This window comes from Paracoccus sp. NBH48 (assembly GCF_015390265.1).
GTDB lineage: Bacteria > Pseudomonadota > Alphaproteobacteria > Rhodobacterales > Rhodobacteraceae > Paracoccus > Paracoccus marcusii.
Genome location: NZ_VUOJ01000001.1, coordinates 507,737 through 529,396, shown reverse-complemented (window position 1 = coordinate 529,396; position 21,660 = coordinate 507,737). Strand labels below are relative to the sequence as shown.

The window sequence follows — 21,660 nt, the reverse complement described above, 5'->3', positions numbered from 1 at the left end:
CCCGCCGCGCGCGAATTGACAAGCGGGCCGCGCGGGGGAACATGCGCGCCATGATCCCGCCCCGCAGCCTGCGCCTGGACGACCGCGACATCGCCATCCTGGCGGTGCTGTCGCGCGAGGGGCGCATCACCAAGACCGACCTGGCCGCCCGCGTGAACCTGTCGCCCACCCCCTGCTGGGACCGGATGCGGCGGCTGGAACAGGCGGGCCTGATCCGGGGATACCGCGCCCAGATCGACCTTGCCGCCCTGGGGCCGCATGTGCAGGTCTTCGTCACGGTCGAGCTGGACCAGCACCGCAGCGAAAGCTTTCAGCGGTTCGAGGCGGTGATCGCGCGCATGGACGCCGTCACCGGCTGCTGGGCGATCGGCGGGGGGTTCGACTATCTGATGTCGGTGATCGCCCCCGACGTGGCCGCGTTCCAGGGGGTCATGGACGGGCTGCTGGACAGCGGCGCAGGGGTGCGGCGCTATTTCAGCTATATCGTGACCAAGCCGGTCAAGGATCAGCCCGCCCTGGGCGCCATGCTGGAACATCATCGGCTTGAGGGCTGAAGTTCAGGGATTTCCTCGGGCAGAACCCATCGGATCAGAGAAATCTTCGGGCCCCACCGCCCTATCCTGCCCCCAGCAGGAACAGGAGCGATGATGCTGACGAATGACGAACTGGCCCGTTGGGACCGCGAGAGCTTTTTTCCACCCATCGACCCATCTGGGGCAATTCGCGCGGGGCGAGGCGCCGCAGCGCATCGTCACCGGCGGCGAGGGCTGTCACATCACCGACCGCGACGGCAACCGCCTGCTGGACGCCTTTGCGGGCCTCTATTGCGTGAACGTGGGCTATGGCCGCCCCGAAATCGCGCAGGCCATCGCCGATCAGGCGCATCAGCTGGCCTATTACCACGCCTATGCCGGCCACGGGTCCGAGGCCGCGATCACCTTGGCGCAGATGGTCATGGACCGCGCGCCCCAGGGCATGGCGCGGGTCTATTTCGGCCTGTCGGGGTCGGATGCGAACGAGACGAACATCAAGCTGGTCTGGTATTACAACAACATCCTGGGCCGCCCGAAGAAAAAGAAGATCATCAGCCGGTGGCGCGGCTATCACGGGTCGGGCCTGATGACCGGATCGCTGACAGGATTGCAGCTGTTTCACGCCAAGTTCGACCTGCCGCTGGACCAGGTGATCCATACCGAGGCGCCGTACTATTTCCGCCGCCCCGATGCGGCCATGTCGGAATCGGACTTCGTCGGCCATTGCGTGTCGCAACTGGAGGCGCTGATCGCGGAACACGGCGCCGACACCCATCGCGGCCTTCATCGGAGAGCCGGTGCTGGGCACGGGGGGCATCGTGCCGCCGCCCGCGGGATATTGGCCCGCCATCCAGCAGGTTCTGGACCGCCACGACATCCTGCTGATCGCGGATGAGGTGGTGACGGGCTTTGGCCGGTTGGGAACGATGTTCGGGTCGGACCATTACGGCATGCGCCCCGACCTGATCACCAGCGCCAAGGGCCTGACCAGCGCCTATGCGCCCCTGTCGGCCAGCATCGTGGGCCAGCGCGTCTGGGACGTGCTGGCGCGCGGCACGGACGAGAACGGCGTGATGGGGCATGGCTGGACCTATTCCGCCCATCCCATCGGCGCGGCGGCCGGGGTGGCGAACCTGAAGCTGATCGATAGCCTGGGGCTGGTCGGGAATGCGGGCACCGTCGGCGCCTATCTGAACGAGCGGATGCAAGCGGCCCTGGGCGATCACCCCCATGTCGGAGAGGTGCGCGGCGAGGGGATGCTGTGCGCGGTGGAACTGGTCGCGGACCGCGATGCCCGGCGCTTTTTCGACGCGTCCGAAGGCAAGGGCGCCAAGGTCGTGGCGGCGATGCTGAAGCGCGGCGTGATAGCGCGGGCGATGCCGCAGGGCGACATCCTGGGCTTTGCCCCGCCCCTGTGCCTGACGCGCGAGGAGGCCGACCGGATCGTCGCCGTCACGACCGAGGCGGTCGCCGAGGTGTTGGGCTGAATTGCGTCCCGCGACGGCGGGGGGATTTCACATCCCCCCGCACCCCCCTGTGGCGTCGTTCGGCCGCCTCAATGGCGGCGGGCTGATCTGTTCAGGCAGGTCGATGTCGCGCAAAAGGCCCGGCGCGGGAACCTGTCTGGACGGCGCCAGATCGCGCAGCAGCCGACCCGCGCCCTGATCCCCGATCAGCTGCGCCAGCCGGGGCAGCCAGTCGCGCGGAAAGCAGGCGGGGGGCAGGGGCGCGATGCCGTCATGGCTGCAGGACGGCAGGACCATCCGCGGCCAGGCTGACGATCTGCGTCAAATGCGCCGCAGTGACGTCGGGCATGTCGCCCAGCGCGATCAGCAGGCGGTCAGGATTGCCGGCAGCGGACAGGCCCGCGCGCAGGCTGTCGGACTGCTGACCCTGCGCGATCAGGACAATGCGAAAACCATCCAGCAACGGTGCCAGTGCGGGATTGGCGATGACGGCGATGCGGTCGTCCAAGGGAGTGGCCCGCATCGCCTGCGCGGCATGCGCCACAAGCGGCATCCCCGCAACCGTCGCCAGCAGCTTGTCCGACGGACCGAAACGGCGCGAGGCGCCAGCCGCCAGAAGCAGGCCGGTGCAGGTCACGCTGTCAGCACCTCGTAGGCGGCCAGGATCTGGGTCAGGGCCGAGGCCGCGATCAGGCGCGGATCGCGGGCCGGACTGACGACGCCGATGGGTCCGGTGATCCGGTCCAGCGCCGCCAGGTCGAACCCCTGTTCGGTCAGGGCCGCCAGCCGTGCCGCCTGCGCCCGCCGCGACCCCAGCGCGCCAATGTAGAACGCCTCTGACCGCAGTGCGCGGGCCAGCGCGGGCAGCTCACGGTCGTGGTCGTGAAACAGCGTCACCACGGCGGTATGGGCATCCGGTGTCGCGTCCTGTCCCATCACGGGCATGTCCATCGCCGTGACTAGGGTGGTCAGGGCCTGCGCCTCGTCCCCCTCTCCGTGGATCTGAAACGCGGGAGGCGGCGGCAGGACCAGGGAAAAGTCGTCGGGGTCGGGATCCCCCGCACGGCAGGGCGCACCGGTGCGCAGGTTCAGGCACCATCTGCCGGTCCGCCGGCGGATGCGGTCGTCCCAGATGGCGCCCAGCCAGTCGGGGTCGGGCTTATGGATCAGCGCGATCTGCACCGTGCCGCCGCAGGGCAGCGGCAGATCGACAGGGCCGCCCACGCCATAGGTCAGGCGCGTCACCGGGCCGGGCATGTCCAAATGCGCCGCGATATCCGCATCGATGCAGCCCGCGCCCAGACGGCCCACGCGACCGCCATCGGGCCACAGCGCCATCATCGCGCCGGGGCGGCGGGGAAAGCCGCCCTTGGCATCGGTCAGCATGGCCAGCGACCCGCCGGGACGGCGCAGCAGCGCCTTGACGGGACAGTCGGCGGTGGCGGTGATGGGGGCGGAAATCGACATGGCGCAGGCTTTCGGCAATCGGTGCTGGCAGCCTAACGCAGTCGGCCCGATTTGGATGCCGAAAAAGCGACCAGGATGGTCATTCCGGACAGGGTTGTCCGGCTGCCCCCCATTTCAGCACGTCGTCGATATGCGCCCGCAGGCCGAAGGGCGCGGGTTCGCGGCCACCGCCGGGCGCGAAACCCCAGGCGACAAAGCCGCCGTGGCTGGCATCGTCGCGCAGGTGTTCGGCCAGTTCGACCCAGTCGCGCCCGCCGTTCCGCTGCGGGTCGCGCAGCTGGCGGCACAGGGCGGGGCCGTCCAGGCCGAACCACGCCATCTCGACCGGGGGCAGCTGCCAGGGGATCATCGCGTTCGGTGCCTGATGCGGATCCGATTCCAGCGTCGACGCGGTAACGTGGCAGGTGGCACAGGGCAGCGTCTCGACACCCATGCGGCTGTCGCCGCCGCTGACATGCATGCCGTGAGGGCGGGGTTCGGTATATTCGGGACCGGACCACATGGGCAGGTGATCGGGCCCGACATGGCAGTTGGCGCAGCGCGGATGCGACACGACCTGCCGCACGCGGTCCCATGCCGCCAGACCGTCGGCGGTGCTGACCGATCCCGCCGCAGGCGGAGCGACGATCGAGGGCATGACACCCTCGGCCCAGGCCGGGCCGGTCATCAGCAGCAGGGTCAGCAGACGCATCATGCGAACCGCACCCCCCGGGCAAAGGGCAGGTCGCGCAGGCGCAGGCCCGTCGCGGCGAAGATCGCATTGCCCAAGGCCGCGGCGGCGGGCGGAACGCCGGGTTCGCCCAGGCCCCGCAGGGGGCCGTTCTCCAGCAGGCGGACCTGAACGGCGGGGGCCTGGTGCATGCGCAACCCCTCGTAGTCATGGAAATTGGTCTGATCGGGGCGGTGATCGCGATAGGTCAGTTCGCAGTTCATCGCATGGCCCAGCCCGAACAGCATGCCGCCCGACAGCTGCGCATCGGCGTTCACCGGGTCCAGCACGATGCCCACATCGGCCACGGCAAAGGCCTGGGTCAGGCGGATGCCCTGCGGTGTGTCCTGAACCTCGACCACCTGGGCGCAGGGCACGCCGAACGACAGGCAGAACGCCACCCCCCGCCCGCGCCCCTGCCCCGCGTCGCGGCCGGTCCAACCCGACAGGTCGCGGACCCCCTCCAGCACCGCGCGCGAGGGGGCGTGGTCGCACACGCGCAACAGCCCCTCCAGCGGGTCGATGCCGGACTGCGCGAACATCTCGTCCAGGGCGGTGCCCAGGAAGAAGCCGTTCGACGATGCGCCCACCGACCGCCAGCTGCTGACCGGCACCGATTCGGGCGCGCGCAGGCCCGTCACGCGGAAATGCGGGATCGCAAAGGGCTGGTCCCATGCGCCGGTGGTGATGCTGAGATCGGGACCGGGCGGCGCGCTGGCCACGCGCCCGAACCAGGAGGCGATGACCGACGGGCTGGCCACCGCCAGGTCCAGCGCCTGCACGCCGTCGGCGGTCACGCGGCCCCGGACGCGGGCGATCTGCGCGGGGCGGGGCTGGTCATGGGCGAAATCCTCCTCGCGCGACCAGGTCAGCTTGACCGGACGACCGGGGACGGCCATCGCGATCTGGACAGCCTGGGCGATGAAGTCGATCTCCAGCCGGCGGCCGAAGCTGCCGCCGATCATCTGGTTCTCCAGCCGGATCGCGGTTTCGGGCAGGCCGGTCAGGGCGGCGGCGCGGGCGACCGCGAAATCGGGGACCTGCGTGCCGGCCCAGATGGTGCAGGCATCGTCCGTCACCAGCACGGTGGCGTTCATCGGCTCCAACGGCGCATGGGCCAGGAAGGGCACGCGGTATTCGGCGGTGAAATCGCCGGGTCCGACAGCCGCATCGACGTCGCCATCGTCCCGCTTGCGGCTGTCGATGTCGCCCGCGTCATGGGTGGCCTGCAGCGCGGCCCAGATCGCCTGCTGATCGCCCGCCGTATCGGGGGTCGCAAATTCGACGTCCAGCGCCTGCGCGGCCCGCATCGCGGACCAGGTGTCGCGCGCCAGAATCGCGACACCCCCGGTGATCGGCAGCACGCGCAGGACGCCGGGCAGGCCTTCGGCGGCGACGGGGTCCAGCCGTGCGACCGTCCCGCCCCAGGGCGCCATCCGCACCGTTGCGTGCAGCATGTCGGGCAGGACCAGATCGATCCCATAGACCTGCGTGCCGGTCGATTTCGCGACCACGTCGGCGCGTGCCATCGGCTTTCCCAGCCAGCGCCACTGCGACCGGTCGCGCAGCACGACCTGGGTCACGGGGGGCATCGCGGCGGCGTCGCGGGCCAGGTCGGGATAGGGGATGCGCGTGCCATCGGGCAGGATCACTGCGCCCTTTGCGGTGTCCAGATCGGCGCGGTCCAGCCCGTGGCGCAGGGCGGCGGCCTGCTTCAGCGTCTCGCGCGCGACGGCGCCCGCCTGGCGCAGCTTGTCGAAGCCGTCGGTGGTCGAACTGGACCCGCCGGTCATCTGCCAGCCCAGCAGGCGCGCGGGAATGTCGGCGGCGCCCCCGTGCGGTTTCTGCCAGCCAACCGGTATCGGTCGGCGCAAAGGGCATGAAATCCGCGATCAGCGCGCGGTTATAGTACGTGGCGCTGACCGGGCCCGGCACGATGCGGGCAGTGGCGGGGTCGATGTCCAATTCCTCGGCGATCAGGGCGGCCTGCAGCCAGCGGGCGCCCTGCCCCTTGTCGGCGCGCGGCGCGACCAGCGTGACGCCATCCGTGTCGATCAAGACATAGGGGTTCAGCGCGCCTGCATCGGTCCCCGCAAAGGGATTCGGCAGCGGGCGCGCATAGCGCCAGGTGCCAAAGGCCACGCCCCCGGCCACGGCGACCGATCCGATCAGGAAACCCCGCCGCGCGATGCGCCCCGCACGCGGCATCAGGCAGACCCTATGCGGATCGCCGCCGACCGGATCGCGGCACGGATACGGGGATAGGTCGCGCAGCGGCATAGGTTGCCCGACATCGCGCGGTCGATGTCCGCGTCGGACGGGTCGGTGTTCAGCGCCAGCAGGGACGCGGCCTGCATGATCTGGCCGGACTGGCAATAGCCGCATTGGGCGACCTGCTGTTCGATCCAGGCGGCCTGGACCGGGTGCGGGTCGTCTGGCGTGCCCAGCCCCTCGATCGTGGTGACCTCTCCGGCCACGTCGGCCAGGCGGATCTGGCAGGCGCGCACCGCCATGCCGTCCATGTGCACCGTGCAGGCCCCGCATTGCGCGATGCCGCAGCCGTATTTCGTGCCGGTCAGGCCCAGCAGATCGCGCAGCGCCCACAGCAGCGGCATCTGCGGGTCGGCGTCCAGGTCATGGGTGTTTCCGTTGACGATCAGTCGCATGGACGCAATCTGCCGCAGCCCGCCGCGTCGCGCAAGCGGGCGCATCCATGGCAAAAGGCCGCCAATCCTTGCGGATGGCGGCCCCTGCGCAGTCGGACGGGAAGATCTTACTTGATCTTGCCTTCCTTGTATTCGACGTGCTGACGCACGACCGGGTCGTATTTCCGGACGGACATCTTTTCGGTCATCGTGCGGGCATTCTTCTTGGTCACATAGAAGTGGCCGGTGCCGGCGGTCGAGTTCAGCCGGATCTTGATGGTGGTCGGCTTCGCCATGGTTGTTGCTCCTGCTTCGGGGCAATCGCGCGCCGCAAACCCCGTGGAATTCTTATCGAAGCCGCCTTTTAGCCCCGCAGGTGGTGGAGTCAACCGCCAAAGCCGCGGATCGGCACGAAAACATGGGTCTTGGTCGCAGAAAACGGCGCGCCGACGATAAACGCCCTGCACCATGCGAAACGCCCCTGGCAGGAAGCCGAGGCGTTGGTCAATCCGTCGATGTCGAGAAAGAAGTGGCAGCCCGTAGGGGAGTCGAACCCCTCTTTTCAGGTTGAAAACCTGACGTCCTAACCGATAGACGAACGGGCCACTTTCTGTCCGCTGCCAGTCTTCCCTGGCGGCGTGAGGCGGTGTTTAGGCAAAGCCGCGAGAGGCTGCAAGCCAAAAAAACGGACCTGCCCGAAAAAAATCGCACGCGGCCCTCAGGCCCCAAGAAATCCTGCGAAAATAAGCCACAAGGGCAAGGTCAGTGCCGCAAGGACGGTCTGCCAGGTGAAGATCGCGGCATAGAAATCGGCGTCCCCGCCCATCTGGCGCGCCAGGATATAGCCGACGGGCGCCCCCGGTGCGGCCGTGGCCAGCACGCCCGACGCGACCTGCCCCGCAGGCAGGCCGATGGCCAGCGCGGCGGCCAGGAAGATCACCGGGCACAGCGCCAGCCGCAACCACACCCCCAGCCACAGCGCCGGGTCGCGCTGCCACAGGCGCGCGGGATCGATCCCCGCCCCCACCGCCAGAAGGCCCACGGCCAGCGCCCCCTGCCCCAGCCAGTCCAGCGGCGACAGCACGACCGCGGGCAGCGCGACGCCCGACAGGTTCAGCGCCAGCCCCGCCGCGCAGGACAGCACCATCGGGTTGCGGCCGATCTCGGCGCCGATGCGGGCCGTGGCCCCCCGCGGGGCGCGGCCCGTCCGACAGCAGCGTCAGCGCCACGATGGCCGAAATGTTGAACGCCGGGATCAGGAACGCAAAGGCCACGGCCAGGTCGCCAAGCGCCTGCCCGCCCAGGCCCTGGGCCGCGACCGCCAGGATCAGCAGCGAATTGAACCGCAGCGCGCCCTGGAACAGCGAGCTGCTGCGCGGCCCGGTCTGATCCCGGCGCACGGCCCAGATCAGCGCCAGCGCCCCGGTCACCGCAAAGGCCAGCGCCATCGCGCCCAGATAGGGGCCAAGCCGCCCCAGGGACAGCTCTGACCGATAGATCGACGTCAGCAGGATCGCCGGGAACAGCACGCGGTATCCCAACTGCTCTATTCCCGGCCAGCTGGCGGCGGGAATCAGCCCGCCCCGCCGCGCCAGATGGCCCAGCAGGACAAGGGCTATGACGGGGATGACGGCCAGGGCTGCTTGCATGGGGACCTTTCGGCCGTGCGTCTTGCGGCCTTTCGCGCGGGGTTGTAGACCCGCGGCCAACGAAAGGAAACGTCATGTCGATCACCGAGGATCAGGCCCGCAAGGTCGCCCATCTGGCGCGCATCGCGGTCGATGATGCCGCCCTGCCCGCCCTGGCGCGCGATCTGTCCGGCATCCTGCATTTCATGGACCAGCTGAACGAGGTCGATGTCGAGGGCGTGGAACCCATGACCGGCGTCACCCCCATGCGCCTGAAGCGGCGCGAGGATGTCGTGACCTCGGGCGGCATGGCCGACAAGATCCTGTCCAACGCCCCCGACGCCCGCGAGGGGTTCTTTGCCGTGCCGAAGGTGGTGGAATGACGAACGCGAACCGACTGACCATTGCCGACGCGCGCGACGCGCTACGCGCAGGCGATCTGACCTCGGTCGAACTGACCGATGCCTGCCTCTCGGCCATCGACGCCGCGGGCGCGCTGAACGCCTTCGTGCATCACACCCCCGACATGGCGCGCGACATGGCCCGCGCCGCCGATCAGCGCATCAAGGCGGGCGACGCCGCGCCGATGACCGGCATCCCGGTGGGCGTCAAGGACGTCTTCTGCGTCAAGGGCGTGCCGTCGCAGGCCGGCAGCCGCATCCTGCAGGGCTTCACCCCGGAATACGAATCGACCGTGACGCAGAACCTGTGGAACGCGGGCGCAGTGATGCTGGGCAAGCTGAACCAGGACGAATTCGCGATGGGTTCGACCAACGAATCCAGTTGCTATGGTCCGACGGTGAACCCGTGGCGCGGGCCTGACGGCGCGCAGCTGACCCCGGGCGGCAGTTCCGGCGGTTCGGCCGCAGCCGTCGCGGCCGATCTGTGCCTGGGCGCGACCGGTACCGATACGGGCGGATCGATCCGCCAGCCCGCGGCCTTCACCGGCACGGTGGGGCTGAAGCCGACCTATGGCCGGGTCAGCCGGTGGGGCGTCATCGCCTACGCCTCCAGCCTGGACCAGGCGGGGCCGATGACGCGCACGGTGCGGGACGCCGCGATCATGCTGGGCGCGATGGCCTCTGCCGATCCCCAGGACAGCACCTGCGCCGACCTGCCGGTCCCCGATTTCGAGGCCGCGCTGACTGGCGACATCCGTGGCAAGCGCATCGGCATCCCGCGTGAATACCGCGTGGACGGCATGCCCGACGCCATCGACGCCCTGTGGCGTCAGGGGGCCGAGATGCTGCGCGACGCGGGCGCCGAGATCGTCGACATCAGCCTGCCGCATACGAAATACGCCCTGCCCGCCTATTACGTGATCGCGCCCGCCGAGGCATCGTCGAACCTGGCCCGCTATGACGGCGTGCGTTACGGCCACCGCGCGACCCTGGGCAAGGGCGACGGCATCACCGAGATGTACGAGAAGACCCGCGCCCAGGGCTTCGGCCCCGAGGTTCAGCGCCGGGTGATGATCGGCACCTATGTGCTGTCGGCGGGCTTCTATGACGCCTATTACAACCGCGCCCGCCGCGTGCGCGCGTTGATCAAGCGCGATTTCGACCAGGCCTTTGCGGCAGGCGTCGATTCGATCCTGGCGCCCGCGACGCCCTCGGCGGCCATTCCCGCTTGGCTCGGGCGACAAGGGCGATCCGGTGCAGATGTATCTGAACGACGTCTTCACGGTGACGCTGAACCTGGCGGGCCTGCCCGGCATCGCGGTGCCGGTGGGACAGGACGCGCAGGGCCTGCCCCCTAGGCCTGCAGCTGATCGGCCGCCCCTTCGAGGAGGGCGATCTCTTGAACCAGGCGCAGGTGCTGGAACGCGCTGCGGGATTTGTGGCCAAGCCGGATCGCTGGTGGTAACGTCCGCGAAACGGACCGATGGAGGCGTCATGCGCGGCTGGTGGATGATCGGGGTGCTGGGCGCTGGCCGGATGCGGGGAACATCGGGGCTGGAACCCGAACTATCAGTTCGAGGCCGACCGGTACGGCCAGTACCGCACCGCACGCGAGGCGGCGCTGGTCACCGGGACCACCCCGGCCGCGACGATCCCCATCGCCCTGCCGGTCCAGGCGCCCACCGGCGCGCAGATCGCGGGCTCGGACCCCGTGCCGATCCCGCCCACGATGGGCCTGCGCGTCCGGCGCCCCGCGCCATAGGGCGACCGTGACCGCCTTTCCCAGTCCGAATCACGGCGACCGCCGCGGGCAGGTGCCGTCGCTGATCGTGATCCACTATACCGGCATGGCGGACAGCCCGTCGGCACGCGCGCGGCTGTGCGATGCCGCGGCCGAGGTCAGCGCCCATTGGCTGATCGATGCGGACGGCACAACGGAACAGCTGGTCTGCGAAACCCGCCGGGCGTGGCATGCGGGGGCTGGACGGTGGCAGGGGCTGGACGACGTCAACAGCCGGTCCATCGGGATCGAGCTGGCCAATCCCGGCGACCGCCCCTATCCCGCGCCGCAGATGGCCGCGCTGCGCCGCCTGCTGCGCGACATCATGGACCGCTGGTCCATCGGGCCCGGTGGCGTGATCGGCCATTCCGACCTGGCGCCGGGCCGCAAGATCGACCCCGGCCCGCGCTTTGACTGGGAGGCCCTGGCGGCCGAGGGTCTGGCGACATTCGCCCGCCCCGCGCCGACCGACGCTGATCCGGTGCTGGCGGAGGGCCTGTCCGCCCTGGGCTATCCCGACGTGCCGGCGCGCCTGGATGCGTTCCGCCTGCGCCACCGTCCCTGGGCCGCGGGCCCGGAGACGGCCGACGACCGCCGCACCGTCGCGCGGCTTCTTGGGACGGCGGCCCCTTGACGCCCCGCGCGCCGCGTCCCATACGGGCGGCGCGCGGAGGGCTGGATGACCGCGGCAGGGCGACCTGTCGAGGAAAGTCCGGACTCCATGAGGCGATGGTGCCGGGTAACGCCCGGCGGGGGCAACCCCAGGGATAGCGCCACAGAGAACAGACCGCCCATCCCCGGATGGGTAAGGGTGAAACGGTGGGGTAAGAGCCCACCGGGGGGCTGGCAACAGCGCCCGCATGGCAAGCCCCACCAGGAGCAATGCCGAATAGGGATCGCGCGCGGAGCAATCCGCAGGGCCGCCTTGCCCCAGCAGATCCGGGTAGGCAGCTAGATCCGTCCGGTAACGGACGGACCAGAGGAATGGTCATCCAGCCGCGCGAGCGGTGGACAAAATCCGGCTTACAGGCCCTCCGCGCAACTCAGGCCTTCTTGCCGCCCTTGCCCCGCGCCTCGGTCGCGGTGGCGATCGCCTTGGCGGATTCGCCCTGCATCTTCTGGGTGAAGGCGACCATCTGCGCGGCATAGGTCTCGGCCCAATCGGCGAATGCGCTGCCGCCGGTGCCGCCCGCGGCGGACATGGCCTTGGCGCGCATCTCCTCGCCCTGCTTCTGCATGGTGGCGAACTGGTCCTCCCAAGCCTTCTGCATCTGCTGCCACTGGCTCTGCATGGCCTCGCTGGCGCCTTCCATCTGGGCCATGACGCGGGCGTTGACCTCCTGCTGCTGCTGCATGGCCTGAGCCTGCCACTGGCGGGCCTGCTCCATCGCCTCCTCCTGGCCCTTGGCCATCGCGGCCTGCCATTCGGTCAGGCGTTCCTGGAACTGGCGGGCATTGTCGGTCAGCGTCTTCAGCATGTCGGGCAGTATCATCACGGCTCCTCCCAAGGCTATGGGGCCATGAGAAAGGCCCCCGGATGCAAGCCTGCGTCCGGGGGCCGTGTTTGTCAAACCTGCGCGATCAATCCGCGGTCTGGACCGGGCTGTCCGCGGGCAGGCCCTGCTGCCTTTCGATCTCGCGCCAGCGCGCGACGGCTGCGTTGTGCTCCTCCAGCGTGCGGCTGAAGGCGTGCCCGCCGGTGCCGTCCGCGACAAAGTACAGATAGTCCGTCTCGTCGGGGTTCAGCGCCGCGCGGATCGCAGCCCGGCCCGGATTTGCGATGGGCGTGGGCGGCAGCCCGTCGATCCGGTAGGTGTTGAAGGGCGTGGGCGTGTCCAGCTCCGACCGGCGCAGGCCGCGGTCCAGCACCGCCTGCCCGTTCGTGACGCCATAGATCACCGTGGGGTCGGTCTGCAGGCGCATCCCCTGGCGCAGGCGGTTCACGAAGACGCTGGCGACCTGCGGGCGTTCGTCCGCCTGCCCCGTCTCCTTCTCGACGATCGAGGCCATGATCAGCGCCTCCTCGGGCGTCTCATAGGGCATGCCGAAGGGACGCGCCTCCCATTCCTGCGCCAGGATGGCGGCCTGGCGGCTGGCCATCTGGGCCAAAATCGCGTTCCGGTCGCCGCCCTTCTCCAGCAGGTAGGTGTCGGGCGCAAGACTTCCCTCGGCCGGGATCTCGGCCACCTCTCCGGTCAGGAAATCGGCGGCGCGCAGCGCCTCGACCACCTGCCAGCTGGTGACGCCCTCGGCCATGACCAGCGACAGGCGCACGTCGGCGCGGTCCTGGGCCTGGACCAGAGGCGCCGGACGGTCGCCGCTGCCGGGGGTCCAGCGCGCCATTTCCTCATAGGCGCCGGTCTCGGGGTTGGTGTCGCGCAGCAGGACAGTGTTCTCGCGCACGCCGACGCGCACCACGACCTCGGTCCCGCAGGTCGAGGGGCCGCCCGCCGTCACCGTCTCGACGATCTGCTCCATGCTGGCCTGAGGCGGCATCAGGAAGCTGCCGAACTTCAGGTCGCGCGCCTTGTCCATGTAGTCGGCCCCCGCGCGAAAGATGTAGGCGTTCGAGATCGCCCCCTGCGCCGCCAGCTGGTTGCTGACCGCGTTCAGGCTGGCGCCCGGAGAGATCTGGACACATTGCGCGATGGCGCTCGGGCCCGGCCCGCTGAATTCGCGCTTGGCCCAGGCCACCGCCGCCGCCGCCGCGATCAGCAGCACGATGGCCAGCGTCAGGAAGTTCGAGGCGATGTTGCGCCAGATCATCCGGCGACCTTCCCCAGCACCAGGCTGGCATTGGTCCCGCCAAAGCCGAAGCTGTTGGACAGCGCCACGTCGACCTTGCGGCGCACCGCGGCATTGGCCGCCAGATCCAGCTTCGGCGTCACGGCGGGGTTGTCCAGGTTGATCGTCGGCGGGCAGATCTGGTCGCGGATCGCCAGCACGCAGAAGATCGCCTCGACCGCGCCGGCCGCGCCCAGCAGGTGACCAATGCTGGATTTCGTGGACGACATGACCGCACCCGACGCGGCATCGCCCATCAGCCGTTCGACTGCGCCCAGCTCGATCGTGTCGGCCATGGTCGAGGTGCCGTGCGCGTTGATGTAGTCGATGCGGTCCGGCGTCAGGTTCGCGCTGCGCAGCGCCGCCTCCATCGCGCGGTATCCGCCATCGCCGTCCTCGCTTGGCGCGGTGATGTGGTAGGCGTCGCCCGACATGCCGTAGCCCAGCACCTCGGCATAGATCTTGGCGCCCCGTGCCTTGGCGTGCTCGTATTCCTCCAGCACGACGACGCCCGCGCCCTCGCCCATCACGAACCCGTCGCGATCCGCGTCATAGGGGCGGCTGGCCGCCTGCGGGTCGTCCTCGCGCTTCGTCGACAGCGCCTTGCAGGCGTTGAAGCCCGCGATGCCGATCTCGCTGATCGGGCTTTCCGCGCCGCCCGCGATCATCACGTCTGCATCGCCATAGCGGATCATCCGCGACGCATCGCCGATGGCATGGGCGCCGGTCGAACAGGCCGTGACCACCGCGTGGTTCGGCCCCTTGAAGCCATAGCGGATCGACACCTGCCCCGAGATCAGGTTGATCAGCGCGCCGGGAATGAAGAAGGGCGACACCCGCTTGGGCCCGCGCTCCTTGATCAGGACCGCCGTGTCCGCGATGGACGACAGCCCGCCGATCCCCGAGCCGATCATCACGCCCGTGCGCAGGCGGCTTTCCTCGTCCTCGGGCATCCAGCCCGCGTCGGTCACCGCCTGATGCGCGGCGGCGATCCCGTACAGGATGAAGTCGTCCACCTTGCGGCGGTCCTTGGGCTCCATCCAGTCGTTCGCGTTGAAGGTGCCGTCGCTGCCGTCGCCCAGGGGGATCTCGCAGGCGTATTTCGTCACGACGTCGGACGCGTCAAAGCGCGTGATCGGCCCCGCGCCGGATTTCCCGGCCAGCAGACGTTCCCACGTCGCCTCGACGCCGGACGCCAGTGGCGTGACCATCCCAAGCCCGGTGACAACAACCCTGCGCATCGGCAATTCCTTCAGCTGCTCGCAATTTCAGCCCTGATACACGCGCCCCCCCTGCCGCGCAACGCCACGAAATTGCGATGGGCAGGCCATGGCGGCGCGCCGCCGGGGGGTCCGGGGGGCTGGCCCCCCGGCACGTCGCGGGACGCAGATCAGCCCAGGCCCGCGGCCCGGAACCGGGCCCGGATGTCGGATTGCGGGCGCGCGCCCACATGGCCGATCACCTCGGAGGCCGCGATGATGCCCATGCGTCCCGCGACCTCCAGCGGATGCCCCGAGGCAAGGCCATAGATCAGCCCCGCCGCGAACTGATCGCCCGCCCCCGTCGCGTCCACCGGCACGATGCGCCGGACCGGCACCGTCACGCGCTCGCCACCCCGGATCAGGATCGCATCGTCGCCCGACCGCGTGCAGATCACCGTGCCGCAATCCGCCTGCGCCAGGCGCAGCGCCTCCTCCAGGTCCTCGACCTGGTACAGCGACTGCCATTCGTGGACGTTGCCGATCACGTAATCCATCGGACCCGCGACCAGGCGGCGGAAATCGTCGCGGTGACGATCCACGCAGAACGGGTCCGACAGCGCGATGCCCGCCTGTCCCCCCGCCGCGTGACAGCAGTCGGCGGCCTTCAGGAACGCGGCCTTCCCCTTGTCCTTGTCGAACAGATAGCCCTCCAGGAACAGCCAGCCCGCGCCGTCGAACACCTCGGGCGCGACATCCTCCGGCCCCAGCTCGGCCGAGATGCCCAGATAGGTGTTCATCGACCGCTCTCCGTCGGGCGTGACGAAGATGATCGTGCGCGAACTGGGAAGCCCCGCCCCCGCCACCGGCGCGTTCACAAAGCGCGTGCCCGCAGCCTCGGTCTGGCGGGCATAGAGCCGCCCGATCTCGTCATCGGCGACACTGCCGATGAAGGCCGTGCGCAGGCCCAGCCCGCCGATGCCCGCCAGCGTGTTCGCCACGCTGCCGCCCGCGACCATGCGCGCCTGGTCGCGGCGGGCCGAATGGTCATCGGCCTGGGCGGCCATCAGGTATTCCGACCGCTCTCGGTCGACCAGCTGCATGATGCCCTTGGTGATGCCCAGGGCCTCCAGCCGCGCTTCCTCGGTCGGCGCGATGATGTCCATCACGGCATTGCCGATGCCGATGATATAGGGCCCAGTCCGGTCCGGGGTGGTCATGCGGTCTTCTCCTCATAGGGGCACAGGTCGCGGATCGGGCAGATGCCGCAGCGGGGTTTGCGCGCCTGGCAGACATAGCGCCCGTGCAGGATCAGCCAGTGATGCGCGTGCGTCTGGAACCGGGCGGGGACGTTGTCCTCGATCGCGCGCTCGACCTCGTCGACGTCGCGACCCGGGGCGATGCGGGTGCGGTTGCCCACCCGAAAGATATGCGTGTCGACCGCCTGCGCCGGATGGCCGAAGGCACAGGACAGCACGACATTGGCCGTCTTGCGCCCGACGCCCGGCAGGCTGGTCAGGGCGGCGCGGCTGTCGGGCACCTGTCCGGCGTAATCGTCGACCAGGATGCGCGACAGGGCGATGACGTTCTTGGCCTTCTGACGATAGAGGCCGATGGTCCTGATATGCTCGGTCACGCCCTCGATGCCCAGTTCCAGCATCTTCTCGGGCGTGTCGGCCACCGCGAACAGGCCGCGCGTCGCGCGGTTCACGCCCACATCCGTCGCCTGCGCCGACAGCGCGACCGCCACGACCAGGGTGAAGGGGTTCACGAACAGCAGTTCGGTCTCGGGCGCCGGGTTCGCCTCGGCCAGGCGCGAAAAGATCGCGACCTGATCGGCAAAGGGCAATGGGGGCGGAATGCGACGCTGGATGGCCATGCCTGCTTGTGACCGCCGCCGCGCCCGTTTGCAAGCGCGCCCCGTCCCGGCGGGCCACGGGCGGGTTTCTGCCGCGTTTCCAGTGGCCTCCACGAAACAGTGACTTTCCTTTGGCGCGGAACTGCGACAGCTTGCCACGCGTTGACGGCAGATCCCGGAATCGGTTCCACCGAACCGCCGGGGCAGCCACGAACGCACCGGGTGCGGCACCAAGGCCCGCCCGCGACCCAAGGAAAGGGAGCCCGATGAACCTCCGCAAGACTTCGATCCTGGCCGTTTGTGGCCTGACCCTGCTGGGCGCCTGCGCGCCCGCGATGACCGATACCGGCACCGGTGCCACCGGCCTCAGCCGCACCCAGCAGGGCGCGCTTGCCGGCGCCGCCGTGGGCGCGCTCTATGGCGGCACGCGTGACAGCGACAGCAACAACCAGGGCAGGGACGCCGCACGCGCGGCGATCATCGGTGCCGCAGCAGGTGCCGTGGCCGGCAACATCCTGGACCGCCAGGCGGCGGCGCTGGAACAATCGATCAGCAACCCCAACGTGCAGATCATCAACCGCGGCAGCTACCTGCAGGTCATCCTGCCCGAGGGCATCCTGTTCGCCACCGGATCGGCCGCCGTCTCCGGCCCGGCGCAGACCGACCTCTATGCCGTCGCGCGCAACCTGAACCAGTACCCGAACAGCCGGGTCGAGGTCGTGGGCCACACCGACAACACCGGCAGCGCCGCCCTGAACCAGGACCTGTCGCAGCGCCGCGCGCAATCGGTCGCGGGCATCCTGGCCGCCGCCGGCGTGGCATCGGGTCGGCTGTCGGCGCTTGGCGCCAGCTACAACCAGCCGATCGCGTCGAACGACACCGCCGCGGGCCGCGCACAGAACCGTCGCGTCGAGATCCTGATCCGTCCGACGCAGTAATCCTGCCGCATCGCGACCAGAGGCCGGGCCATCGCCCGGCCTCTTTGCATTGGCGGGGTCCGGTTCTAGGATGACCTTCCAGAACCCCGGGATACCGCCATGTCCGACGCCGACAGCCCCTTCCAGCCCATCGACGCCGCCCGCCTGTCCGACGCCGTCGTGGCCCAGATCGAGGCCCTGATCCTGCAGGGCGTGCTGCGCCCGGGCGAACGCCTGCCGGGCGAGCGCGAACTGGCCGAACGCATGGGCGTCAGCCGGCCTTCCCTGCGGGAGGCGCTGGCCGCGATGCAGGCCGACGGGCTGCTGGTCACCCGACCGGGCGCGGGCGTCTTCGTGGCCGACGTACTGGGCAGCGCGTTCTCTCCTGCCTTGGTTCGCCTGATCGCGCGCCATCCGCAGGCGGCCGACGACTATCTGACCTTCCGCAAGGACTTGGAGGGGCTGGCCGCCGAACGTGCCGCCATGGCCGCCGGAGAGACCGATCTGGCCGTGCTGGACCGCATCGTCCAGGCCATGCGCCATGCCCATGCCAGCCCCGATCCGCAGATCGAGGCCGCGCTGGACGCCGATTTTCACATGGCCATCGTGGAATCCAGCCACAACCTGATCGCGCTGCACCTGATGCGCGCGATGCAGGACCTGCTGCGCCAGGGCATGCTGTTCAACCGCCCGCGCATCTTTGCCAGCCCGGAACTACGCGACCGCCTGCTGGACCAGCATATCGCGATCAACGATGCTCTGCAGGCCCGCGACGGCCCCCGTGCCCGTGCCGTGCTGGAGGATCATCTGGACCTGGTCGCCCGCACCCTGACCGCGCAGCGTCGCGCCGACGATCACGCGGCCGTCGCACGGCTGCGCCTGCAGAACCGCCGCGCGCCATAGCAAAAGGGCCCCCGAAGGGGCCCTTTCGATCAGTCTTGGCCGAATGTCGGTCCGGCGATCTCAGTTCAGGCGACGCGCCACGTCCTCGATGGCATCATCGATGCCGGCCGAACGCTGTCCGGCGCGCACCTGGCCCGCCAGGATCTCGGCGGCGGCGGCGATGGACGCGGCGACCGCACGGTCGCGGACCGCACGCACGGCGTCGTTCTCGGCGCTGGCGATCTGGTCCTGGGCCGCCTGCAGGCGACGGTCGATCGACCGGGACAGATCCTCGCGTGCCGTGGCGGCCTGGGCCTCGGCCTCGCGCTTGGCGTTGGCCACGATCTGGTCGGCCTGCGTCTTGACCTCGCGCGAGCGACGCTCGTAGCTGGCATAGATCTCCTGCGCTTCCTCGCGCAGGCGACGGGCCTCGTCCAGGTCGTTGCGGATGCCCTCGGCGCGCTTGTCCAGCAGGCCGCCGATCAGGCCGGGGACCTTGAAATAGACCAGCACCCCGATGAAGCCCAGGAAGGACAGCAGCACGATGAAGTCGGTGTTGCGCAGCGAGAAGAAGCCGTAGTCGCCCGATGCGGCCATGGCGGGTCCGGCGCTGAACAGGATCAGCGTTGCGATCATGCGGTTCATTGCACGGCCCCTTTCATGCGCCCGTCAAGGGCTGCGCCCACGGTGGCGTCGTCGGCCTGGCCGCCGAAGGTGCGGACCAGTTCGGCGGTGACATCCTGAGCCACCTCGCGCGCGCTGACATCGGCGGATGCGCGGACCTCGCGGATGCGCGCCTCGGATTCGGCGGTGCGGGCGGCGATTTCAGCATCGGCCTTGGCGATCGCCTGGTCCAGCTGCGCCTGGATCTCGGCACGGTTGCGGGCGACGATGGCCTGTGCCTCGGTGCGGGCATCGGCCAGCGCCTTGTCATAGGCAGCCTCGGCCTCGCGGGCCTTCAGCTTGAATTCTTCGGCGGCCATCAGATCGCCGGTGACGGCACCCTGACGGTCGGACAGAACGGCCGCGATCCGCGGCAGGGCCACGCGCGACAGGACCAGATAAAGGACCACCAGCGTGACGACCAGCCAGAAGATCTGGTTGCCGAACGTGGCGATATCCAGCTGCGGCAGGCCCGCGGCTTCGGCGGCGTGTCCGGCTGCATCGACCCCGTGGGGTCGCGGCATCGGCGCCGTGGGTCGCGGCATCGTCGATGACGATCGCGCCCTCAGTGGTTTCGACCGCGGTGGTGGCGGCCTCTTGCAACAGGCTGAACATATCCTACCCCATGGCCTTGGAACGAACGAAGGGGCGGGGACAGGCCCCCACCCCGCCGCAAGGATGGCCGTGGATCAGACCGCGAACATCAGCAGAAGCGCGACGAGGAACGAGAAGATCCCCAGTGCTTCGGCGAATGCCATGCCGATGAACAGCGTGGCGGTCTGGCCGGCAGCGGCCGACGGGGTTGCGCAGGGCACCGGCCAGGAAGTTGCCGGCGACGTTGCCGACGCCCAGGGCGGCAAAGCCCATGCCGAACGCGGTCAGGCCGACGCCGATGTACTGGCCCAGTTCTGCGATATTGCCTTCCATGGTATTTCTCCTTGCGGTTGGAAGTTGGTCGATCTTGGTGGATGCGGACCCGATGCGGGACCGCGCAGGGGCTGCGAGGACCGTCGCGTCAGTGCGACGGGTGCAGCGCGTCCTTGAGGTAAACGCAGGTCAGGATGGTGAACACATAGGCCTGGACGATGGCGACCAGCACCTCGAAGGCGTACATCCCGATGACCGCGATGATGGCGACAGGGGCGACGGCGGCAATGGCCGCGAAGCCCGCGAAAACCTTGATGACGGCATGGCCGGCGATCATGTTGCCCGCAAGACGAATGGACAGCGACAGCGGACGCACGAAGTAGCTGATGACCTCGATCACGGCCAGGACCGGGCGCACGGCCAGCGGCGCCGAGCGCACCCAGAACAGGTCCAGGAAATGCGCGCCGTTCTTGACGAAGCCGATGATGGTGACGCCGAAGAACACCGCCAGCGCCAGAACGCCGGTGACGGCGATGTGCGAGGTCGTGGTGAAGGCCAGCGGCAGCAGGCCCAGCAGGTTCGCGAAGACCACGAACATGAACAGCGTCAGGATGTAGGGGAAATACCGCAGGCCATCCTTGCCGGCGATGTCCTCGATCATCTTGTGGACCAGGCCGTATGCCATCTCGGCGATGGACTGGGCGCGGTTCGGCACGATGGCGCGGCCGCGGGTGCCCAGCACCAGCAGCGCGATGGACGCCAGCGCCGTCAGCGCCAGCCACAGCGTCACGTTGGTGGGCGTGTACCACGCCACGGGCCCGTCACCGAACAGCGGCGAGACCACGAACTGGTCCATCGGGTGGAATTCAAGGCCGCCGCCAGTCGCTTCCGTCGCCACGATCAGTCCCTTTCGTCACGGTCCGGCCGTTCGCCGGATTTTTCGCCTTCCGGCGCGGGGCCGGATTTCCTGTCAAGCTCGGACGCGGTGCGCATCATGGATTTGACGCCAGCCGCAAGGCCGAGGAAGATGAACAGGACCATCAGGAAGGGCGTCGTGCCCATCAGATAATCCAGCCCGTAACCGAACACGAAGCCCAGCCCCAGGCCGGTCACCAGTTCGATCACCATCCGCCAGGCAAGGTTTGCCTGTTCGTACTTTCCCATCGGGCCGGGGCCTTCGGGTTTTGGCGTCAGGGCGGCCAGCTTGGCCTCCAGTGCGCGCAGCCGGTCGGCATCCGCGCCCTGTCCGCATCGCCCTGGGGTCTTTCGGCCATCTGTCACGCCCCTGACGTCGTTGGGCGCTGTCTAGGGGCAGACGCCCCCCAAGTCAAGCAACTGAGACCTGCCTGCAACGCATTGATCCACATTGTCTTTCTTCGGTGGCGGCAATCTTGCAATCCCGATCGCGCCGCGCCATCATTCAACCGCCCGGTTGACCATCGCCCTCCGCAGAAAGCCCCGCCATGACCCCGCCCACCCCGCCGGACCGGCTGGATCTGATCTTTGCGGCCCTGTCGGACCCGACGCGGCGTCGGGTGTTGTCGATGCTGCTGGAGGATGACATGGCGGTCAGCGACGTGGCCGATCCGTTCCAGGTCAGCCTTGCGGCGATCTCCAAGCATCTGGCGGTGCTTGCGGCCGCCGGCCTGATCCGGCAGGAGAGGCGCGGCCGGATCACCTGGTGCAAGCTGGACCCGGACGGGATGCGCCAGGCCTCGGTCTGGATGCAGGGGTTCGGGCAGTTCGACCCGGTGGACCTGGATGATTTCGAACGTTTTCTGAACGCCCAGCTGGGGGATGACGATGACCAAGACGCCTGACGTGCTGTGCATCGGCGCGATGCTGTGGGACGTGATCGGCC

Annotated in this window: 25 protein-coding genes, 1 tRNA gene, 1 other RNA gene and 3 pseudogenes; 10 read left to right on the top strand and 20 right to left on the bottom strand. The window is 69.2% G+C overall.

Annotated features, from left to right (window positions below):
• Nucleotides 1–50 precede the first annotated feature (50 nt).
• Nucleotides 51–554: an Lrp/AsnC family transcriptional regulator gene (locus tag F1642_RS02580; RefSeq protein ID WP_045999375.1), complete on the top strand. Its 504-nt coding sequence runs from the start codon at nucleotides 51–53 to the stop codon at nucleotides 552–554.
• 93 nt (nucleotides 555–647) lie between these two features.
• Nucleotides 648–2,020 (top strand): annotated as a pseudogene (locus F1642_RS02575) (aspartate aminotransferase family protein).
• Nucleotides 2,021–2,047: 27 nt separating this feature from the next.
• Here the strand turns inward: F1642_RS02575 and F1642_RS02570 are convergent.
• The 9 genes from F1642_RS02570 to F1642_RS02530 all read right to left on the bottom strand — a co-directional run bounded on the left by F1642_RS02570 (nucleotide 2,048) and on the right by F1642_RS02530 (nucleotide 7,967).
• Nucleotides 2,048–2,296 (bottom strand): hypothetical protein, encoded by a 249-nt coding sequence (locus tag F1642_RS02570; protein ID WP_194885381.1) that lies wholly within the window; start codon nucleotides 2,294–2,296, stop codon nucleotides 2,048–2,050.
• Entirely contained in the window at nucleotides 2,271–2,636 is a 366-nt protein-coding gene (locus F1642_RS02565; protein WP_194885380.1) for an NTP transferase domain-containing protein, read from the bottom strand. The genes F1642_RS02570 and F1642_RS02565 overlap by 26 nt, the downstream gene beginning before the upstream one ends.
• Entirely contained in the window at nucleotides 2,633–3,466 is an 834-nt protein-coding gene (locus tag F1642_RS02560; RefSeq protein ID WP_194885379.1) for an XdhC family protein, read from the bottom strand. The genes F1642_RS02565 and F1642_RS02560 overlap by 4 nt, the downstream gene beginning before the upstream one ends.
• Nucleotides 3,467–3,545: 79 nt before the next feature.
• Nucleotides 3,546–4,157, bottom strand: coding sequence for a hypothetical protein (locus F1642_RS02555; protein ID WP_255522046.1), 612 nt, complete (start codon nucleotides 4,155–4,157; stop codon nucleotides 3,546–3,548).
• Entirely contained in the window at nucleotides 4,157–6,049 is a 1,893-nt protein-coding gene (locus tag F1642_RS02550) for a xanthine dehydrogenase family protein molybdopterin-binding subunit (RefSeq protein ID WP_370582749.1), read from the bottom strand. The genes F1642_RS02555 and F1642_RS02550 overlap by 1 nt, the downstream gene beginning before the upstream one ends.
• Nucleotides 6,050–6,382: 333 nt before the next feature.
• Nucleotides 6,383–6,841, bottom strand: coding sequence for a (2Fe-2S)-binding protein (locus tag F1642_RS02545; RefSeq protein WP_148911769.1), 459 nt, complete (start codon nucleotides 6,839–6,841; stop codon nucleotides 6,383–6,385).
• Nucleotides 6,842–6,948: 107 nt separating this feature from the next.
• Nucleotides 6,949–7,116: a 50S ribosomal protein L33 gene (rpmG, locus tag F1642_RS02540; protein WP_042244479.1), complete on the bottom strand. Its 168-nt coding sequence runs from the start codon at nucleotides 7,114–7,116 to the stop codon at nucleotides 6,949–6,951.
• Nucleotides 7,117–7,350: 234 nt separating this feature from the next.
• Nucleotides 7,351–7,425, bottom strand: a tRNA-Glu gene (locus F1642_RS02535).
• 113 nt (nucleotides 7,426–7,538) lie between these two features.
• Nucleotides 7,539–7,967 carry an AEC family transporter gene (locus F1642_RS02530; RefSeq protein WP_194885377.1) on the bottom strand — a complete coding sequence of 143 codons (429 nt, stop codon included), beginning with the start codon at nucleotides 7,965–7,967 and terminating at the stop codon, nucleotides 7,539–7,541.
• Nucleotides 7,968–7,971: 4 nt separating this feature from the next.
• On the opposite strand from F1642_RS02530, the gene F1642_RS02525 reads away from it, so the two are divergent.
• The 3 genes and pseudogenes from F1642_RS02525 to gatA all read left to right on the top strand — a co-directional run bounded on the left by F1642_RS02525 (nucleotide 7,972) and on the right by gatA (nucleotide 10,314).
• Nucleotides 7,972–8,310: a hypothetical protein gene (locus tag F1642_RS02525; protein ID WP_194885376.1), complete on the top strand. Its 339-nt coding sequence runs from the start codon at nucleotides 7,972–7,974 to the stop codon at nucleotides 8,308–8,310.
• A 233-nt stretch (nucleotides 8,311–8,543) separates the two neighbouring features.
• Nucleotides 8,544–8,831 (top strand): Asp-tRNA(Asn)/Glu-tRNA(Gln) amidotransferase subunit GatC, encoded by a 288-nt coding sequence (gatC, locus tag F1642_RS02520; protein WP_042244485.1) that lies wholly within the window; start codon nucleotides 8,544–8,546, stop codon nucleotides 8,829–8,831.
• A pseudogene (gatA, locus tag F1642_RS02515) lies at nucleotides 8,828–10,314 on the top strand (Asp-tRNA(Asn)/Glu-tRNA(Gln) amidotransferase subunit GatA). Before gatC ends, gatA begins: the two are co-directional and overlap by 4 nt.
• 104 nt (nucleotides 10,315–10,418) lie before the next feature.
• Here the strand turns inward: gatA and F1642_RS02510 are convergent.
• A complete protein-coding gene (locus F1642_RS02510; protein WP_194885375.1) occupies nucleotides 10,419–10,577 on the bottom strand; it encodes a hypothetical protein in 159 nt (52 codons plus the stop codon).
• 41 nt (nucleotides 10,578–10,618) lie between these two features.
• On the opposite strand from F1642_RS02510, the gene F1642_RS02505 reads away from it, so the two are divergent.
• Together F1642_RS02505 and rnpB are read left to right on the top strand one after the other, a co-directional pair.
• The gene (locus F1642_RS02505) at nucleotides 10,619–11,263 is read left to right on the top strand and encodes an N-acetylmuramoyl-L-alanine amidase (RefSeq protein WP_370582748.1); all 645 of its coding nucleotides are present in this window, start codon (nucleotides 10,619–10,621) and stop codon (nucleotides 11,261–11,263) included.
• Between the two features lie 33 nt (nucleotides 11,264–11,296).
• Nucleotides 11,297–11,671, top strand: an RNA gene (rnpB, locus tag F1642_RS02500) — RNase P RNA component class A.
• Between the two features lies 1 nt (nucleotide 11,672).
• Here rnpB and F1642_RS02495 read toward each other — a convergent pair.
• The 5 genes from F1642_RS02495 to nth form a co-directional block, all read right to left on the bottom strand.
• A complete protein-coding gene (locus tag F1642_RS02495) occupies nucleotides 11,673–12,122 on the bottom strand; it encodes a hypothetical protein (RefSeq protein ID WP_127898308.1) in 450 nt (149 codons plus the stop codon).
• An 88-nt stretch (nucleotides 12,123–12,210) separates the two neighbouring features.
• Complete coding sequence (gene mltG, locus F1642_RS02490; RefSeq protein ID WP_176695014.1) at nucleotides 12,211–13,392, bottom strand: endolytic transglycosylase MltG; 1,182 nt, start codon at nucleotides 13,390–13,392, stop codon at nucleotides 12,211–12,213.
• Nucleotides 13,392–14,654, bottom strand: a complete 1,263-nt coding sequence (fabF, locus tag F1642_RS02485) for a beta-ketoacyl-ACP synthase II (RefSeq protein WP_045999383.1) — start codon at nucleotides 14,652–14,654, stop codon at nucleotides 13,392–13,394. The genes mltG and fabF overlap by 1 nt, the downstream gene beginning before the upstream one ends.
• A gap of 149 nt (nucleotides 14,655–14,803) precedes the next feature.
• Nucleotides 14,804–15,832 (bottom strand): adenosine kinase, encoded by a 1,029-nt coding sequence (locus F1642_RS02480; RefSeq protein WP_194885374.1) that lies wholly within the window; start codon nucleotides 15,830–15,832, stop codon nucleotides 14,804–14,806.
• Nucleotides 15,829–16,491, bottom strand: a complete 663-nt coding sequence (nth, locus tag F1642_RS02475) for an endonuclease III (protein ID WP_194885373.1) — start codon at nucleotides 16,489–16,491, stop codon at nucleotides 15,829–15,831. Before nth ends, F1642_RS02480 begins: the two co-directional genes overlap by 4 nt.
• 245 nt (nucleotides 16,492–16,736) lie before the next feature.
• Here nth and F1642_RS02470 point away from each other — a divergent pair, with 245 nt between their 5' ends.
• The gene (locus F1642_RS02470; protein WP_045999386.1) at nucleotides 16,737–17,408 is read left to right on the top strand and encodes an OmpA family protein; all 672 of its coding nucleotides are present in this window, start codon (nucleotides 16,737–16,739) and stop codon (nucleotides 17,406–17,408) included.
• 99 nt (nucleotides 17,409–17,507) lie between these two features.
• Entirely contained in the window at nucleotides 17,508–18,290 is a 783-nt protein-coding gene (locus F1642_RS02465; RefSeq protein WP_045999387.1) for a FadR/GntR family transcriptional regulator, read from the top strand.
• Between the two features lie 60 nt (nucleotides 18,291–18,350).
• Here the strand turns inward: F1642_RS02465 and F1642_RS02460 are convergent, their stop codons facing one another.
• The 5 genes and pseudogenes from F1642_RS02460 to F1642_RS02440 form a co-directional block, all read right to left on the bottom strand.
• Nucleotides 18,351–18,914 (bottom strand): F0F1 ATP synthase subunit B, encoded by a 564-nt coding sequence (locus F1642_RS02460; RefSeq protein ID WP_045999388.1) that lies wholly within the window; start codon nucleotides 18,912–18,914, stop codon nucleotides 18,351–18,353.
• On the bottom strand, nucleotides 18,911–19,456 hold the full coding sequence (locus F1642_RS02455) for a F0F1 ATP synthase subunit B' (RefSeq protein WP_194885372.1): 546 nt from the start codon (nucleotides 19,454–19,456) through the stop codon (nucleotides 18,911–18,913). The genes F1642_RS02460 and F1642_RS02455 overlap by 4 nt, the downstream gene beginning before the upstream one ends.
• Nucleotides 19,457–19,621: 165 nt before the next feature.
• A pseudogene (locus F1642_RS02450) lies at nucleotides 19,622–19,859 on the bottom strand (F0F1 ATP synthase subunit C).
• A gap of 88 nt (nucleotides 19,860–19,947) precedes the next feature.
• Nucleotides 19,948–20,697 (bottom strand): F0F1 ATP synthase subunit A, encoded by a 750-nt coding sequence (locus F1642_RS02445; RefSeq protein ID WP_045999389.1) that lies wholly within the window; start codon nucleotides 20,695–20,697, stop codon nucleotides 19,948–19,950.
• A 2-nt stretch (nucleotides 20,698–20,699) separates the two neighbouring features.
• Nucleotides 20,700–21,080, bottom strand: coding sequence for an AtpZ/AtpI family protein (locus F1642_RS02440; RefSeq protein ID WP_370582747.1), 381 nt, complete (start codon nucleotides 21,078–21,080; stop codon nucleotides 20,700–20,702).
• A 182-nt stretch (nucleotides 21,081–21,262) separates the two neighbouring features.
• On the opposite strand from F1642_RS02440, the gene F1642_RS02435 reads away from it, so the two are divergent.
• Nucleotides 21,263–21,619: a helix-turn-helix transcriptional regulator gene (locus F1642_RS02435; protein WP_045999391.1), complete on the top strand. Its 357-nt coding sequence runs from the start codon at nucleotides 21,263–21,265 to the stop codon at nucleotides 21,617–21,619.
• Nucleotides 21,620–21,660 lie beyond the last annotated feature (41 nt).